Origin of the sequence: Actinomycetospora flava (assembly GCF_037400335.1) — a bacterium.
In the GTDB taxonomy this organism is placed as follows: domain Bacteria; phylum Actinomycetota; class Actinomycetes; order Mycobacteriales; family Pseudonocardiaceae; genus Actinomycetospora; species Actinomycetospora flava.
Window position 1 is genome coordinate 313,559 of record NZ_JBBEGM010000006.1, and the last position, 15,442, is coordinate 329,000.

Sequence of the window (15,442 nt, forward strand, 5' to 3'; positions counted from 1 at the left end):
GCCTCACGCGGCCGACCACTCGAGATAGCGCCGCGCTGCCCGGCGGATGGCCTCGTCGAGCTCATCTCGCTCGCCCGCGGCCTTCTCGTACCGCTCCCGGAGCGCCACCATCTCGTCGATGACGCCGTAGCGGTCCGGGGCGCTGAAGTAGGCGAGAGCCGAGATCCGCGAGGCGCACCGGTAAGGCGTGCTCACATCGTCGGTCAGGCCCACCGCTTCGCTCCGGCACACGAGGTCCGGTGACGCCTCCTCGTCGCGACGTCCGAGGAGAACCTCCGGCGGGACCGAGACGACGATGCGCCGGAGCGCGTCGTGGGCGTCGAGGTCGCCGGTGTCCGCGCGCCCCGGCGCGGTCTCGCGCTCGAGCCGGTCCACACACGCGACGGCGTCGGTCCAGAACGGCAAGTCGGAGCGCGGCGGACCCTGCGTCCGGAGGAGCTCGGCGGCGCGGTTCAGGAACTCCAGATCGTCGGTGACGTCGTGCTCGGCGTAGTACTGGAACCCGCACGAGGTGATGAGGTCGAGGATCGCGCCGGGCAGCGCGAGCTCAGGGCGCTCGTCCCGTCGTCGCTGCTCGGCTGACTGAAGAGCGCGGATCTCCTCCACAGCAGCCCGGCGCTTGTTCATGGCGCCCATCGTGCACACGTCGTCCAGTCGTCCGCGGGCGTGGTGAAGATGGTGACCACATCTCCGGTGTCGTCGTTCACGACGACCACAGCGCGCCGGGCAGTACCCATGTACTGATAGATGAGTTGTGTGTTGCCCGGGTCTCCCGGCCGTGGGAAGCCGTGGCTGACTGTGCGGTCCGCGCAACGCATGAAGCTCGCGACGTCGACGAAGGGATCGTGCACCGAACCACCAGCCGCGCGCAGATACATGTGCTTGAGGGAGCTGCAATACCAGCGGCGCTGTTCGCCTGTGCTGATGTTGATCCAGCCCGCGAGAAGGAACTTGTCATCGACGGCGCCCGCGATGCAGTCGTCCATGCGCTGCTCGAGCACGACCGGATCGAGGTCGTAGCCGGGCAACGGATCGGCATGCACAGGTGAGCCCATCACGAGGGTAGCCAGCAGAGCGACCACGACCACCGTCGCGATGCCGATGGCCCGCGCGACCCGCCGTCCGAAGTTCATGAGGTCGATAGTGCGTATCAACCCACGGCCATATCGGCGGTTCGGCGCACCTCGAGGTATCGGTTGCATTCGTGAAGACGTGTATCGGCAGTCCTTCGCGCTGGGACGCGCGTCGCTGCTCGGAGCAGCCTCCGTCTTTGGCCATCATTATCGAGTGTCTGACCGGCTGACGAGAGTTCGGCAGCAGACCGAGATCGGCGAGGGCCTCGCCGTTGGCTGCCTCGTCGCCGGCGTCCACGCGATCAGCACAACGGCAGCGCTCGACGCCGCCCTCGTTCGCGCGCTGAAACCCTGGCCCTGGGCCGCCCGCTACCCCACCGTCCGCCGCACCCCGCGGCTCGACGACATCCTGCTCCGCAGCCCCGGCCGACGCGGCAGCCGCACCGCACGGTGGAGCGCGTCGGGCGGACAGTTCGTCCCCCAGCTCTGCGACGACGAGTGGGACCTGCCCGTCGCCTGCGGCCAACTCGAGGAGACGACCGCCGTGCCGGCGCGGCGGTGGTGCGACCTGGCCGAGTCGTTCCTCCGCGGTCTCGATGACGACCTCGTCTGGCGCGGCCAGCCGATCGACCCGTTCGGCGACATCTGACCGTTGACTGCTCAGTCAGAACCGGCGTGCCGGCGCGCCCAGCGCTGCTCGAGCTCGTCGGCGCTGAGCGACACCGCGACGCAGAAGACGTCCGAGGCCTCCACCGCCTCCCGCGCGTCCTGCAGGAACGCGTTGTCCGGCCGGCGCGCGCAGGCGATCGCGACGAGGCGACGCACGTTGTCGGCGGCGCGCGCGATCTGCACTTCGAGCGGTGCGCCGTCCATCGGCACGATCTCGCCGCCGAAGCGGCGTTCGGCCATGAGCACCCAGGTGGCGACGCCCTTGGCCGTGACCCCGGTCAGCGGGCAGCGGGCGTGCAGGAAGTCCGGGTCGTCCCGATCCGCCACCTGCTGATCGTGACGGCACGGCCGGGAATCGAGCGCCGTGACACGCTGGGCACCATGGATGGGGCGGTGGCTCGCGTCGCGTCGCTCGCCGTCTTCCCGATCAAGGGCTGCGCCGGGATGGCGGTGGACCGCCGCGAGGTCACGACGACAGGGCTCGCCGGCGACCGACGGTTTATGGTCGTCGCACCCGACGGGCGGTTCAAGACGCAGCGGCGCCATCCCCTGCTGGCGACGGTCCGGCCGGACCTCGACGGCTCCCGCCTGACGCTGTCGGCGAACGGCCGCTCGACCTGCGCGATCGACGTGCTCGACGACGGCCCGCGGCGCCAGGTCGAGATCTTCAGCAAGTCGCACCCAGCCGTGGACCAGGGCGACGAGGCCGCCACCTGGCTCTCCGACGTGCTCGGCACCGAGAGCCGGCTCGTCGGCGTCACGGCCGAGCACCACCGCCCCACCGACGGCCTCGTCCCCGGCCTGTCCGGCTGGGCGGACAGCGGCTCGCTCCTGCTGCTCTCCCGCGCCGCGGCCGACGACCTCTCTGACCGCGCCGCGGAACGCACCGGCGAGCCGATCCCGCTCGAGCGCTTCCGCGCCAACGTCGTCCTGGTTGGTTGCTCTGCGCACGCCGAGGACGACCTCGACCGCGTGGTGCTCGGGACCGCCGGGCTGGCGTTCTCGAAGCAGGCGATCCGCTGCGCCGTCGTCACCGTCGACCAGCAGACCGGCGCCCGCGTCGGCCCGGAACCGCTGGAAACGCTCGCGACCTACCGCCTCACCGACAAGGGCGTCGTCTTCGGGGCGAAGTACACGGTCCTGACGCCCGGCGAGGTCGCGGTCGGCGACGAGCTGCGCGTGGCGTCGTCCGAGCTGGCGGGCTGACTTTCGCCATTCGCCTGCGCGAGCGAGTCCCGGGTTGTCACGCTGCCAGGGTGAGCGACGGTCATCAGGTCGATCTGATCGCGCTCCGCGGCTTCCTCGAGGCCCTACCTCACCCCGACGAAGTGGGCCACCGCGTCGTCGAGAGTCTCCCGACGTCACTCCGCAAGGAGCTACGGCGGATAGAGGATGGGAGCCCGACCTGAGGTTCGTGTGTCTGCCAAGCAGCCGTGGCCGTTCGCGACCGGCTACGCCGCGTCGACCACGCCGGATCGCAGGACGTGCTGGGGCATCGGTCGATCGAGGCGCCAGGTGATCGCGATCGGGCGCTCGCCATGGTGCTCGACGGGCCGAGCCGCGCCGAGGCAAACGAACGGAGCTCCTCCGCCGAATTCGTCGTTCCGAGCGGCTCGCGTGAAGAGTACGGCGTGACTCGTCCCGTCCAAGTAACGACGACCAACCGCTGAATTTAGCGTCGTTGAGTTCTGAGACTCCCAATGGAAGAGGTCGGCCGACATCGGATAGTCGCGATACCGCGTTGACGGAGCGAACTCCTTCTCTTCCTTCCGTAGTGTCACGAGCAAGGCGTCGACATTCGTCGTCTCCGCATAGATCACCCCGGCGGCCTGACCCCGTGTCTTGCGGGTGCCGTCCGCCCAGCCGATACCGGCGAGGATCTCGTCCCGCCGGTAGGTGCAGTGGGATCGGAGCTCAACGCCGGGGATGTCGAGGTCGCCGGGCACGACTCGGGCCTCGTCCGCGCCGAACCGCATCAGCGTCATCGCTTCATCAACGAAAGCTGGGTGTCCCCGCAACGTCGTCAAGGCGTCGTCAATCGATGGGTGGCCGCCGAGATCGGGCCAGATGGTGTAGACGAGCATGTGCGCCATCACCCGCTCACCCGGCGTCATGTCTGCCAGGCGAGCACCTCCCGGCAGCATCAGTCGCATGTACGTCGACGCCCTCTCGATGTCGTCGATGTGCACCAGGCTCCCGACGCGTTTGAGCAACTCAACCTCGCGAGGTCCCGCATCCTCTGCGGGAAGGCCCGCGTCACGCCGAAGAGCCGTCCAGCTCTCGTTCGGTCGCCCGTAGATGTCGACCAGCTCGTGCCCGCTCTCCTCGAGATAGCGGAAAAGCGGTAGGTCGCCATGAGAGCGCACGTCATCGACGAGCACCTTCCGACCGCCGCGCAGTCCCTGCTTCACGTTGGCGAGGACCACCTCCTGCGCAACGCGATCGAGGATCAGCCGGCACGCCGAGGGCAAGTACGGGAAGCCGTGCTCGATGTCGTCGACGAGCCGCTCGCGGCTCGAGCCGGTGAGCGCCCGGAGGCGAACGTCGAAGCGGAACTCGCGGCGGTGCTGCCCAATGAAGTCGAGCACCGTCAGGACTGCCTTGTCCTGCGCACGACGCAGACCGCGCCCGAGTTGCTGGAGGAAGATCGTCGCGCTCTGGGTCGGGCGAAGGAAAAGCACGGTGTCCACGAAGGGCAGGTCGACGCCCTCGTTGTAGAGGTCAACGGTGAAGAGGCACGCAACCTCGCGGTCGCGCAGCGCTGCAGCCGCCGAGGCGCGTTCGTGAGCCGGCGTATCGCCCGTAATGGCACGCGAGGGCACGCCGGCCGCCGTGAACTTCTCCGCCATATACCTCGCGTGCGCCACCGAAACGCAGAACCCGAGCGCGCGCATGCGCCCGACGTCGGTGACGCGGTCGCGTAGGGCGTTCAGGACGATGCGGGTACGTGCGTCGTTGCCCGTGTAGAGGCGATCGAGGGCGTCGACGTCATAGGTCCCGCGCTTCCACTCCAACGCGGTCAGATCAGTGTTGTCGGCGACGCCGAAGTAGTGAAACGGACAGAGCAGGTCCTGTTCGAGAGCTTCGCCGAGACCGATCTCCACGGCGACCCGACCACCGAAGAGGGCGCGGACGTCGACATTGTCCATGCGATCCGGAGTCGCAGTCAGACCGAGGAGCTCGTGAGCCTTCAGTCGGTTGAGAAGTCGCTGGTAGGAGGGAGCCTCGGCGTGGTGGAACTCGTCGATGACGGCGACTTCGAACGCCGGCAGGTCCACCTCACGCAACGACTGCACCGAGGCGAACACGTGCTTCCACACGGTCGGTTTCTGGCCGGCGACGAGGAGCTCGCCGAAGGCGCCGTCACCGAGGACCTCGCGGTAGGTGCGGCGAGCCTGTTCGAGGAGTTCCTTGCGGTGCGCCACGAACAGCAGGGACTTCTCGACGCCACCGAGGCGTCGGTAGTCGAGCGCGGCGACGACAGTCTTACCAGTACCGGTTGCAGCGACCACCAGATTCTGGTGGTGGCCGTGAACGGTTCGCTCAGCGTCGAGGGCCTCGAGGATGCGCTCCTGGTGGGGCCGAGGCCTGACCTCGAGACCCGAGAGCTCCAGGACAGAAGCGTTCCCTCCGGCCTGAGCCCCGAGGGCGCGGTCGAGCAAGTCCGCGTCGCGGTCGGGGTCGTAGGCGCGGAACTCGGGACTGTTCCAGTAGGTGTCGAAGGTCGCCTCGAACTTCCGCACGAGGGCCGGGGTGGCAACCGCAGAGATGCGGACGTTCCATTCGAGGCCGTCGACGAGAGCGGACTTCGAGAGATTCGAACTGCCGACATATCCGGTGTCGAATCCGCTGTCCCGGCGGAACAGCCACGCCTTCGCGTGCAGGCGCGTCGACTGCTCCTCGAACTTGATCTTCACCTCGGCCCCATAGCGACGGACAAGCTCGTCGACTGCTCGCCGTTCAGTCCCTCCGAGATAGGTCGTCGTGATGACCCGGAGAGGCTTGTCCCTCGCCTTCAGATCGTCGAGCTGGTTCGACAGGAGGCGCATTCCGTGCCACTTGACGAAGGCGCACAGGAGGTCGACGCGGTCTGCTGACGCGATCTCGGCCTGGAGCTCGGCACCAAGGGACGGCTCGTCCTTGGTGTTGGTCAGCAGCGCGGTGTCGGAGAGCGGCATGGCCGGCCGAACGACGCGGTGGACGCCTGGCGCGATGGAGACAGCGAGGAGCTGCTCGAGCGCGACGACCGCGTCGTCGTCGTGCGCCTCCAGGAGCTCGACGACGCCGTTGACCAGGGCCTGCCGGCGCGGGCCGTCGTCGTGGCTGCTCAACGAGCGCCGGACGATCTCGGCCACGTGGCGAGCGAGGACATCAGGCGCGGCGGTCTTGTCGAGAGCCGCGAAAGTGGCAGCTCCCTCCGGAAGCGCCTGCAGCCGGTGCTCCAGGGCTGCGGTGTGCAGGGTTTCGTACAGCCCGTCGCCGAGTCCTCGAGACACGGGCGCAGCCTGTCATGGGGAGCGATCATGACGAGGAGGCCGGCGACCCGAGGTGTCGGACCAACAAACCGGTCATCAGGGACGAGTAACGACCCAAGGGTGATCGTCGAACCCTCCTGCGGACCGACCCGACGCGGAGCGGCGGCCACCCGATCGGGTGGTGCCGGTCGTCGTCAGGCACGGTGGGGCCCACGATCGAGGTCAAGCCAGCAACCGCTGAGGGGGGCGTGTGACGGCGAGCGCGACCGCGAGCCAGTGGGCTGGCGCCGGCGAGCCGGTCGTCGTCGCAGGCGCAACGCTTGAGGGTATTTACACGGGCCCGGCCACTGCCCCCGAGGTCATCGATCCCGGTTTGCCGGTCGATTTCGGTGCCCCCGACTGGGAGGCCGACTCGGTCATCGGACCGCCGCACTACGGCGAGCTGACCCCGGCCGCGCGCGCTGCCTTCCTTGTCTGGCAGCGCACCGGTCGTCGCGCCGAGCAAGCCCCGGCCGTCTGGGCGCTCCTGCACCTCTACGGCCTCGAGCGCCGCATCCTCGTCGACGGCGACAGCGATCCCGAGCTGTCCCGGGAAGCCGCCGCGCTCGGCGAGACGTACGGCAGCGACCCCGAGGTCGCACGCGTCGCGAAAGCGCTCGGCGGCCATCGACGCCCCGACAGCCCGCCACCCCTCGACGATGAGCCGGTACCCGACGTCCTCCAGGTGGAGCTCGGCCATCGAGCTCTCGCCTCGGAGCCTGTCGATGCCGATTGGGCGCTCGCCTGGGCGTGGTTCCACCCCGACATCGCGCGCCGTGAGGCCGCCAAGCGTGTCCCGGAAGACTTTGCGCGCCTCTGGCGGTATCGGTTCATCGAGCGCCATCCCGAAGGGCTCCCGATCCGCCCAAGGCGACGTCGTCTGACGCTCGACTACACGCCCGCCAACCCCAGCCTGCCCGTCCCGCTCGAGCTGAGCGTGCCCGACGCCTCGGACGTCTTCCTGACGACGGGCCCAGCGGTCATTCTGCGCGAGATCACCGATCAGGTTGAGGCCGATCTCATCGGGGTCGTCCGTTGGCGCAACCGCTACCCGGACGAACCGATCACCTCCGCCCGCGCCGCGGCGGTGCTACCGGAACCGCTGTTCGCTGGCTCATCCTCAGCGCGAGCCGTGCGACCGTTCGTCGAGCAGGCCGAGTCCCTCCTGACCGACGTACCGAGTGTTGTCGACGCCGAAACGCTGCTGAGTCAGTGGACCGAAGCGACAGGGACCGCCGAGATCGAACGCCGCGACGCGGTCGAGATGGCCCAGGTCCTCGAGCGCTTCGGGGTTGGCGTCGAACCCGACGTCCGCTTCGGCGGTCGGGCGGCCACCCGCAGTCCAGTCGTGTTGTTCCGTCAAGCCGAGTCGCCAACGACCAGCCCATCTGAGGCCTACGCCGCGGCCGTCGTCGTGCTGGAGCTCTGTGCCGCAGTCGCAGGGGCCGACGGCGTCGTCGACGACACCGAGCAGGCGATGCTCATCGAGCAGGTGCAGCTTGCGGAGGGGATCACCGCCTCGGAGCGGACACGGCTCGACGCTCACCGAGTGCTCGTGGCCTCCAGCGAACTCCGGCTCGCCGACGTTGCCGCGCGGATGGTCGGGCTGCCGCTGACGCAGCGGCTCTCGCTCGGTAGCTACGTCCTCGACCTGGCGCGTGCCGATGGCGTCGTCACCGATGACGAGGTCCGCGTCCTGCGCTCGGTTCACGAGCTGCTCGACCTCGACCCCGACGAGGTCGACCGCCGGCTCCGGTTCCGACGGGCGCCGCTCGCCCCACGAGCGGCGCCCACGGCAGAGCTGTTCACATTGCAGCCCACCCACGACGACTCCGACGCGCTGCTCGCACTCGCTCCCGCCGAGAACCTGGTGGAATCAGAGGCGCCGGCGGAGCGGCTCGTTGCCGTCGACGAAACTCGACTTCGCCAACGGCAGGCGGACAACCTGGCGGTGCAAGACCTTCTGGGCGCGATCTTCGCCGATGTCGAAGACGAGGCCGATGAACCGGAGCCCGCCGTGGTCGACACGGCGGCGGGCGCGACCGGCATCGCGACGCTGGACGCCACGCACTCCGCACTCCTGCGAGAGCTCGCCGGTCGCGGGCAGAGCAGCCGCCAGGATCTCGAGGCCCTCGCCGCGAGGCACGGCGTCCTGCCTGATGGAGCCGTGGACGTTATCAACGAAGCTGCCCTCGACAGCACGGAGGAACCCGTGATCGAGGTGCACGACGACGAGTCGGTGACAGTCGACTCGGCCATCTACGAGGAGATGCGCGCATGACGGCCGCAGGCACGACGAAGATCAAGCCTCGGGAACGCAACGCCCTGATCCAGTCGCTCCGCTCCGGGGTGGTGCCGCGCACCGGTCAGCACCTCATCCAGGTTGGCCGGGCCAGCGAGGTCCAAGCGCTCCTCGGAGACATCGATCGCATCGGCGAGGGCGGAACTGCGGCACGCTTCGTCGTCGGCGACTACGGCTCAGGCAAGACGTTCTTCTTGAACCTCGTCCGCGCCGTGGCCGCGCAGCGCAAGCTCGTGACCCTGCACGCTGATCTCAACCCAGGTCGTCGACTGGCGTCGAGCGGCGGTCAGGCGCGCGGCCTCTACACCGAACTCATGCGCAATGCGGGCACGCAGGCCAAGCCTGAGGGTGCCCTCGCCGGCGTGGTCGAGCGATTCGTCACCCAGGCCATGGAAGAGGCGAAGAAGACCGACACGAGCCCAAGCCGTGTGATCAAGGCGCGGCTCGAAGACCTCCAGGAGCTCGTCGGCGGCTATGACTTCGCGATCGTCATCGAGAAGTACTGGCGTGGCTACGACACCGACGATGACGCGCTCAAGGCCAACGCCGTGCGCTGGCTGCGCGGTGAGTACTCGACGAAGACCGAGGCGCGTGCCGATCTCGGGGTGCGGACGATCGTCGACGACGATTCGTTCTACGACCAGCTCAAGCTCCTCGCTCGTTTCGTCCGCTTGGCGGGCTACAAAGGGCTGCTCATCTGCCTCGACGAGATGGTCAATCTCTACAAGATCGCTCACAAAGGCAGCCGCGAGGCCAACTACGAGCAGATCCTCCGCATCGTCAACGACTGTCACCAGGGCAGCGCGGAGGGCATCGGCTTTCTGTTCGGCGGTACGCCTGACTTTCTCACCGACTCCCGCCGCGGCCTCCACTCCTACGGCGCGCTCGCGAGCCGTCTGACCGAGAATCGCTTCGCTACGGGTGGCCTCGTCGACTACTCGGGGCCTGTGCTGCGCCTCGACCAGCTCACGCCCGAGGATTTCCACGTGCTGCTCGAGAACCTCCGGCATGTCTACGCCTCAGGCGATCCGGCGCGGTATCTCGTGCCCGACGAGGCCATCGACGCCTTCATGGCCCATTGCCGCCAGCAGATCGGCGACGCGTACTTCCGCACCCCGCGCACAACGATCAAGGCGTTCTGCGACCTCCTGTCGCTGCTCGAGCAGCACCCCGATCGCGATTGGCGAGAGGTGCTCGGCCATACCGCCGTCCAGCCGGAGGAGAACCCGGACCTCGCGCCGCTGGACGACGACGATGACCTCGTCTCTGTCTGACAGCGCGTTCGAGCGCCTCGCACGTCCGGTCCAGAAGTGGGTCCACAGCAAGGGCTGGACGAGCTTGCAGGACGCTCAGGCCCAGGCCGTCGATCCGATCTTGGCCGGCGAGCGCGACGTACTGATCACGGCGTCGACCGCTGGCGGCAAGACCGAGGCGGCCTTCCTACCGGTCCTGTCGGCGCTCGTCGCGAGTCGTGAGCGAGGCGAAGCTCCGGCTGGCGTCGAGGTCCTCGCGATCTCGCCGCTGAAGGCACTGATCAACGATCAGGCCGGCCGACTCGAGGAGATGTGCGCGGACCTGAACGTGCCTGTGCACGCCTGGCATGGCGATGTCCCCGCTTCCCGCAAGAAGAAGGTGTGGCGCGAGCGCGCCGGCGTCCTGTTCATCACCCCCGAGTCCGTCGAGGGGCTGCTCAGCAGCCGAGGCGACGCCGTTCGCGGTCTGCTCGGAGCGCTGCGCTACATCGTGGTCGACGAGCTGCACGCCTTCCCCGGCAGCGCACGCGGCGCTCAGCTCGCGTCCCTCTTGCACCGGCTAGATCTCATCACGCGGCGCCGCACCCCACGGATCGGTCTCTCCGCGACGATGGGCGACCTCACGATCGGCGCCGAGTTCCTGCGCCCTGGTCGAGGTGAGCGGGTGATCCGGATCAAGGCGACGGCCGACCGCCGCGATCGGGTCACCGTGCTCCGCGGGCACCGCTCGAGCCGCGAGAGCGGCGGACTCTCGACCGTAGCGAACCTCCTCTACAAGAGCCTGCGCGGTCACACCAACCTCGTCTTCGCCAATCAGCGCACTGAGGTGGAGAAGCTCGCCGACCGGCTCCGGCGCGAGTGCGAGCGCGTCCGTGTTCCGAACGAGTTCTTCGCCCACCACGGCAGCCTCGCGAAGGCCGAGCGAGAAGACGTCGAGGACCGGCTGAAGAGCCACGATCCGGCCACCGCCATCTGCACGTCAACTCTCGAGATGGGCATCGACATCGGGCAGGTGCGCGAGGTCGCGCAGGTCCGCTGCCCACCGTCGGTTGCGGCGCTGCGGCAGCGGTGGGGACGCTCGGGCCGTCGACCCGGGGAGCGATCGGTACTGCGGACCTACATCAGCGAGCCGGCTCTAGAGCAGAGCACTGCGCCACATGAAGCGCTGCGCGCCGAGCTCGTGCAGAGCACGGCGATGCTCGAGCTGTTCCTGACACATGACTGGTGTGAACCGCCGGAGACTGGCGGGCTGCACCTTTCGACGCTCGTCCAGCAGGTGCTGTCGCTCACCGCCCAACACGGCGGCGTGTACCCGCACCAAGCCGAGTCGGTGCTCTGCTCGCACGGACCCTTCGCCGTCGATGAGACGACGTTCCGGCAACTGCTCGCCGCGATGCACGACTCAGACCTGCTGATGAGCTCGTCCGACGGACTGCTCCTCCCAGGAGGGCGCGGCGAGCGAGAGATCGAGGACTGGTCCTTCTTCGCCGCCTTCGAATCGCCTGAAGTGTTCCGGGTGCTCGCGCAGGGGCAGGAGATCGGGTCCATCGACGCCGGCAGCTCGCTGATCCCGGGCTCAGGCCTGGTGCTCGCTGGGCGGCGCTGGCGAGTGATCGCAGTACACCCCCGCAGCTCCGAAGTGGAGGTGGTCGCCGACGTTACCGGCAATGCGCCCGAGTTCCCGTCGACCGGCGCTGCGCGGGTGCACGACCGGGTGCGGGCGATGATGGAAGAGCTGTACGTCGGAGACGTCGTTCCGCCCTATCTCGACGAGAAGGCACGGATCCTGCTCGCCGAGGGGCGGTCGATGTTCGCCCAGCTCGAACTGCACCGGCGGGAAGTCGTCGGGTGGGGGCGCGAGAGCGTGATCTTCCCCTGGCGCGGTGATCGAGTCCTCGAGACGTTGCGTGTGTCGCTGCACCACGCCGGCATCGAGGCCAACTGCGAAGGGCCGGCCATCGTGGCCGATGCGCCGGAGGACGTCGTGCGCCACGTCCTCGACAGGCTGGCAACGACGGCGCCTCCCGACCCTCTCGATCTCGCCGCGATCGTCCCCGACAAGCGCGAGGAGAAGTGGGACGAGGTCCTCTCGCCGGCCCTGCTCGAGCAGGCCTACGCCGCGCGGGCGCTAGACGTCGATGGCGCCTGGGCCTGGCTCCGCTCGCGGGGGACGCGTTCGTTCTCCAGCACGACCTCAAGCGGCGATGTTCCGCTGCTTCAGGGGCCGACTCCCGTCGGCCGCGGACCGAAGGTCGACCTCGGGGTGACGCCCTTCGCGGTCGTCGACGTCGAGACCACCGGCCTCGCAGTCGGCCACGGCCATCGGATCGTCGAGATCGCCATCGTCACCTGCCGTCCCGACGGGGGCGTCGAGGACTTCTGGCACACGATCCTCGACCCGGGCCGCGACGTCGGTCCGACTCGGGTCCACGGGCTGGAGACGATCGACGTTGTCGGGGCGCCAACCTTCGCGGAGGTGATCGGTGACGTCGCCGCTCGATTGGAGGGGCGCGTCGTGGTCGCCCACAACGCGCCCTTCGACCTCGGCTTCTTGCACGCCGAGTTCGATCGTGCGGGTCACCCGCTGCCACGCATCCCAAGCCTCTGCACCATGGCGCTCGCGGACCGGACCAATCCAGACGCGGGACGCTCGCTGGCCGACGCCTGCGCTGCGCACGGGATCGATCTCGAGAACGCCCACAGCGCACGCGAGGACGCGCTCGCCGCCGCGGCGCTCCTCCGGACCCAACTCGCCAGCCTCGCTCCGAACAGCTTCTCCGATCTCGGGGTCACCTCACGACACCTGCCTGATCATTGGCCGTCCCTGTCGTCCTCCGGACGGGTCTCGCCACGGACTAGGTCGGCACCCCGATCCCACGCCGTCGCGCCGACATGGACCTCGGCTGCCGAAACGGCGTACGCCGAGGCGCTCATATGGGCACTGGAGGATGGCGAGATCACCAGTATCGAGCTAGATCACCTCATCGGCGTGGCCCGCACTTGGACCGTCGAAGGGGTTGCTGGAATCCACCGTCAGGTGCTCGCCGACCGCGACGTTTCGAGTGAGGTTCGCCGGCAACTGGATGTCGTCGCACGGACCAACCGCCTCACCGTGCCGACCGATACGGCCTGACGCCACCCGATCATCGATGCTGGCTGGCGCTGCCAGCCCGTCGCCAACTCTGCTTCCGAGATCGATGGAACCGATCGGCGCAACGCCGAGTCCAACCCCGTGGTGGCGGTCCTCGCCCTGGACCGCTCGTCCCACTCACGGAGTCGCCCATGTCTCGTCGGTTGCGGTCTGTCCGCGTCCTTATGTTCCTGGTCCTCGCCCTCGCGTTCATGGGGGAGCCCGCCGCGCAGGCGGTGAGTGCCGTTTCAACGGAAGTCTGGGCCGCCTGTGGGGCCAGCAGCCAGCCGGAGAAGGTGGTCCGCGTGTTTCCGCGACCGGTGTTCGTGCCGGGTCCGGACGGGCAAGCGTCGGCCTTGCTCTGCGGCACCGAGGGATTCGGCTACCGGCACGTCAGCTCACGTCACGGCCAGGACTGGCAGAACATCGCCCTTTACACGGGTGAGAATTGGCGGGATCTGACCGACTTCGCCATCGAGCAGACTCTACGGGTCCCGCAAACCGGCTATCCGCGTCACAACATCAAGAACGACACCTGGGCGTTCAAGGCACCGCTCGAGATTCGAGACGGCCAGGGGCAGGTGCGCGCCGTGTACTACCCACTCGTGGTGGTGGCGGGAGGCGACGGGAAGATCGTTACGGCCTACCCGACCCGAGAGCCGGCGTGAGGAGGAGAGGATGGAGAAACCCAACACGGGGCTCTACGACCAGCTCGTCGGCTACCTCGCCGCCGAGGGCGCGGTCGACGAGGACCGCGAGCAAGGGGTCGTGGTGCTGACCACGTTCGACCATCGGCCGCTGCCGACACCGCTCCGCTTGCACATCACGCCGGCGACCTTCGACGAACACCTACGGGAAATGGCGCCAGGCGCCTCGCTCGTCTTCCCCGATGTCGACACGCTCGAGGCCGCGTGGCGGCTGTTCCTCGTCCATCTCGAGGAGGCCATCTGGACCGCGCCGCCCGGGCAGACCGAACTCGTCCTCGATCGTTCAGGGGTGCTTGCCAGAGAGGCGTAGGCGTCAGACGTCCACGACCTCCAGCACGTAGGTCGAGCCGTGGTCCAGGTCCGTCGGGCCGGACAGGGTCGTGAGGTCCTCGATCCCGTCCAGGCCGATCCGGCGGATCGCGTCGACCGACCACATCCGCACCCCGTCGGGCACGAGCGGCCAGAGCATGCCGTCGGCGGCCCAGAGGTACGGCTCGACGACGAGCTGTCCCGTGACGGCGAGCTGCGCGTCCGCCGGCCACGTCTCGTCGGCGCTGGCGAGCAGCGGCTGGACCGTGCCGGCGGCCAGGATCGGCGGGGCCTCGTCACTGGGCAGCACCACCGTGCCCGTCACCGTCGTGACCGGCACCGGACCGCCCTCCTGCATGACGCCCGAAGGCGCGTCGGTGGACGACGTCGACCGCACCTGCAGCGCGAACCCGAGGGCGGAGAACCGGCCGACCGTCACGTCCTCGTACTCACCGTCGGCGATCGTGTGGTGCGGGACGACCGCGACGAGGCGCATCGGCGCCACGCTAGGGCTCACCCCCTGCGTCCGCCCGGCGACGGACCGGAGCCACCACCCCGAGCGGCGATCAGTCCGTGGCCATGATGTGACCCACACCACTCATGGCGCGAGAAAGCTGTCCCGAGGACGCGCGCACGGAGGGGGCAGTCATGGCGAGGTTGGACGGCAAGGTCGCCATCATCACCGGTGGCGAGAGCGGGATCGGGCGGGCGTCGGCGAGCGCGATGGTCGACGAGGGCGCGCAGGTGCACCTCGTCGGACTCGACGCCGACGCGCTGAAGCGGGCGGTCGCGGAGCTCGGCGACGAGAAGGCCGCGTTCACCCGCGCCGACGTCACCGCCGAGGAGGCCGTGCGCGCCGCGGTCGCCGAGGCGATGGAGCGCTTCGGGCGCCTCGACGTCGTCTTCAGTAACGCCGGCAACACCGGGGCCGTCGCGCCGATCGAGGACTACCCGTCGGACGAGTTCGCCCGCACGCTGCAGATCCACGCGCTCGGCGCCTTCCACATGATCAAGCACACCTCGCCCCACCTCGGCGCGGGCGCGAGCATCATCATCACCTCGAGCGTGGTCGGTCTGATGGGGTTCGCGGGCATCAGCGGCTACGTGGCCGCGAAGCACGCGCAGGTCGGGATGATGAAGGCAGCCGCGAAGGAGCTGACGCCGCGGAAGATCCGCGTCAACTCCCTGCACCCCGGGCCGACGTCGACGCCGTTCCAGGACTCGATCGAGATGCGCGCGACCGGCCTCGACCAGCAGGAGGCGGCCGCGGCGTTCGACGAGCTCGTCCCGCTCGCCCGGCACGCGACGCCGGCGGAGATCGCGAAGACGGTCGTCTACCTGGCCTCGGACGACAGCGCCTACATGACCGGCGCGACGGTCGCGGTGGACGGCGGTCTGACGATCTGATCGCTGAGGGGCGCGGTCGTCGGATCGCAATCGCGATGTCGGACAGGCACGCTACCGTCCTCATATGACCGCTCCGGC

General features: G+C 68.9%; 13 protein-coding genes. 8 read left to right on the forward strand and 5 right to left on the reverse strand.

The window, feature by feature from the left end; translation table 11 throughout:
* Positions 1-3 precede the first annotated feature (3 nt).
* Positions 4-627 carry a hypothetical protein gene (locus WCD58_RS16750; RefSeq protein WP_337704192.1) on the reverse strand — a complete coding sequence of 208 codons (624 nt, stop codon included), beginning with the start codon at positions 625-627 and terminating at the stop codon, positions 4-6.
* Positions 624-1,133 carry a hypothetical protein gene (locus tag WCD58_RS16755; RefSeq protein ID WP_337704193.1) on the reverse strand — a complete coding sequence of 170 codons (510 nt, stop codon included), beginning with the start codon at positions 1,131-1,133 and terminating at the stop codon, positions 624-626. Before WCD58_RS16755 ends, WCD58_RS16750 begins: the two co-directional genes overlap by 4 nt.
* A 154-nt stretch (positions 1,134-1,287) precedes the next feature.
* Here WCD58_RS16755 and WCD58_RS16760 point away from each other — a divergent pair, with 154 nt between their 5' ends.
* Positions 1,288-1,722 carry a hypothetical protein gene (locus tag WCD58_RS16760; RefSeq protein WP_337704194.1) on the forward strand — a complete coding sequence of 145 codons (435 nt, stop codon included), beginning with the start codon at positions 1,288-1,290 and terminating at the stop codon, positions 1,720-1,722.
* An 11-nt stretch (positions 1,723-1,733) separates the two neighbouring features.
* Here the strand turns inward: WCD58_RS16760 and WCD58_RS16765 are convergent, their stop codons facing one another.
* A complete protein-coding gene (locus WCD58_RS16765) occupies positions 1,734-2,069 on the reverse strand; it encodes a hypothetical protein (RefSeq protein WP_337704195.1) in 336 nt (111 codons plus the stop codon).
* 66 nt (positions 2,070-2,135) lie between these two features.
* Here WCD58_RS16765 and WCD58_RS16770 point away from each other — a divergent pair, with 66 nt between their 5' ends.
* The gene (locus WCD58_RS16770) at positions 2,136-2,948 is read left to right on the forward strand and encodes an MOSC domain-containing protein (RefSeq protein WP_337704196.1); all 813 of its coding nucleotides are present in this window, start codon (positions 2,136-2,138) and stop codon (positions 2,946-2,948) included.
* Positions 2,949-3,193: 245 nt separating this feature from the next.
* Here WCD58_RS16770 and WCD58_RS16775 read toward each other — a convergent pair whose 3' ends face one another.
* Positions 3,194-6,238 carry a DEAD/DEAH box helicase gene (locus WCD58_RS16775; RefSeq protein ID WP_337704197.1) on the reverse strand — a complete coding sequence of 1,015 codons (3,045 nt, stop codon included), beginning with the start codon at positions 6,236-6,238 and terminating at the stop codon, positions 3,194-3,196.
* Positions 6,239-6,467: 229 nt separating this feature from the next.
* Between WCD58_RS16775 and WCD58_RS16780 the strand changes: the two genes are divergently transcribed.
* The 5 genes from WCD58_RS16780 to WCD58_RS16800 all read left to right on the forward strand — a co-directional run bounded on the left by WCD58_RS16780 (position 6,468) and on the right by WCD58_RS16800 (position 13,958).
* Entirely contained in the window at positions 6,468-8,537 is a 2,070-nt protein-coding gene (locus WCD58_RS16780) for a tellurite resistance TerB family protein (protein WP_337704198.1), read from the forward strand.
* Entirely contained in the window at positions 8,534-9,832 is a 1,299-nt protein-coding gene (locus tag WCD58_RS16785; protein WP_337704199.1) for an ATP-binding protein, read from the forward strand. The genes WCD58_RS16780 and WCD58_RS16785 overlap by 4 nt, the downstream gene beginning before the upstream one ends.
* Entirely contained in the window at positions 9,813-12,944 is a 3,132-nt protein-coding gene (locus WCD58_RS16790; RefSeq protein WP_337704200.1) for a DEAD/DEAH box helicase, read from the forward strand. The genes WCD58_RS16785 and WCD58_RS16790 overlap by 20 nt, the downstream gene beginning before the upstream one ends.
* Positions 12,945-13,126: 182 nt before the next feature.
* Positions 13,127-13,609 carry a hypothetical protein gene (locus tag WCD58_RS16795; RefSeq protein ID WP_337704201.1) on the forward strand — a complete coding sequence of 161 codons (483 nt, stop codon included), beginning with the start codon at positions 13,127-13,129 and terminating at the stop codon, positions 13,607-13,609.
* Between the two features lie 10 nt (positions 13,610-13,619).
* Entirely contained in the window at positions 13,620-13,958 is a 339-nt protein-coding gene (locus tag WCD58_RS16800; protein ID WP_337704202.1) for a hypothetical protein, read from the forward strand.
* Between the two features lie 3 nt (positions 13,959-13,961).
* Here the strand turns inward: WCD58_RS16800 and WCD58_RS16805 are convergent, their stop codons facing one another.
* Positions 13,962-14,453, reverse strand: a complete 492-nt coding sequence (locus WCD58_RS16805) for a hypothetical protein (RefSeq protein WP_337704203.1) — start codon at positions 14,451-14,453, stop codon at positions 13,962-13,964.
* 152 nt (positions 14,454-14,605) lie between these two features.
* Here WCD58_RS16805 and WCD58_RS16810 point away from each other — a divergent pair, with 152 nt between their 5' ends.
* Positions 14,606-15,364, forward strand: coding sequence for an SDR family NAD(P)-dependent oxidoreductase (locus WCD58_RS16810; RefSeq protein WP_337704204.1), 759 nt, complete (start codon positions 14,606-14,608; stop codon positions 15,362-15,364).
* Positions 15,365-15,442 lie beyond the last annotated feature (78 nt).

Bases quoted from the DNA above. Each gene is read 5' to 3' on its own strand.
- WCD58_RS16750 (WP_337704192.1), bottom strand. From the start codon at position 627: ATGAACAAGCGCCGGGCTGCTGTGGAGGAGATCCGCGCTCTTCAGTCA.
- WCD58_RS16755 (WP_337704193.1), bottom strand. From the start codon at position 1,133: ATGAACTTCGGACGGCGGGTCGCGCGGGCCATCGGCATCGCGACGGTG.
- WCD58_RS16785 (WP_337704199.1), top strand. From the start codon at position 8,534: ATGACGGCCGCAGGCACGACGAAGATCAAGCCTCGGGAACGCAACGCC.
- WCD58_RS16790 (WP_337704200.1), top strand. From the start codon at position 9,813: ATGACCTCGTCTCTGTCTGACAGCGCGTTCGAGCGCCTCGCACGTCCG.
- WCD58_RS16795 (WP_337704201.1), top strand. From the start codon at position 13,127: ATGTTCCTGGTCCTCGCCCTCGCGTTCATGGGGGAGCCCGCCGCGCAG.
- WCD58_RS16800 (WP_337704202.1), top strand. From the start codon at position 13,620: ATGGAGAAACCCAACACGGGGCTCTACGACCAGCTCGTCGGCTACCTC.
- WCD58_RS16805 (WP_337704203.1), bottom strand. From the start codon at position 14,453: ATGCGCCTCGTCGCGGTCGTCCCGCACCACACGATCGCCGACGGTGAG.
- WCD58_RS16810 (WP_337704204.1), top strand. From the start codon at position 14,606: ATGGCGAGGTTGGACGGCAAGGTCGCCATCATCACCGGTGGCGAGAGC.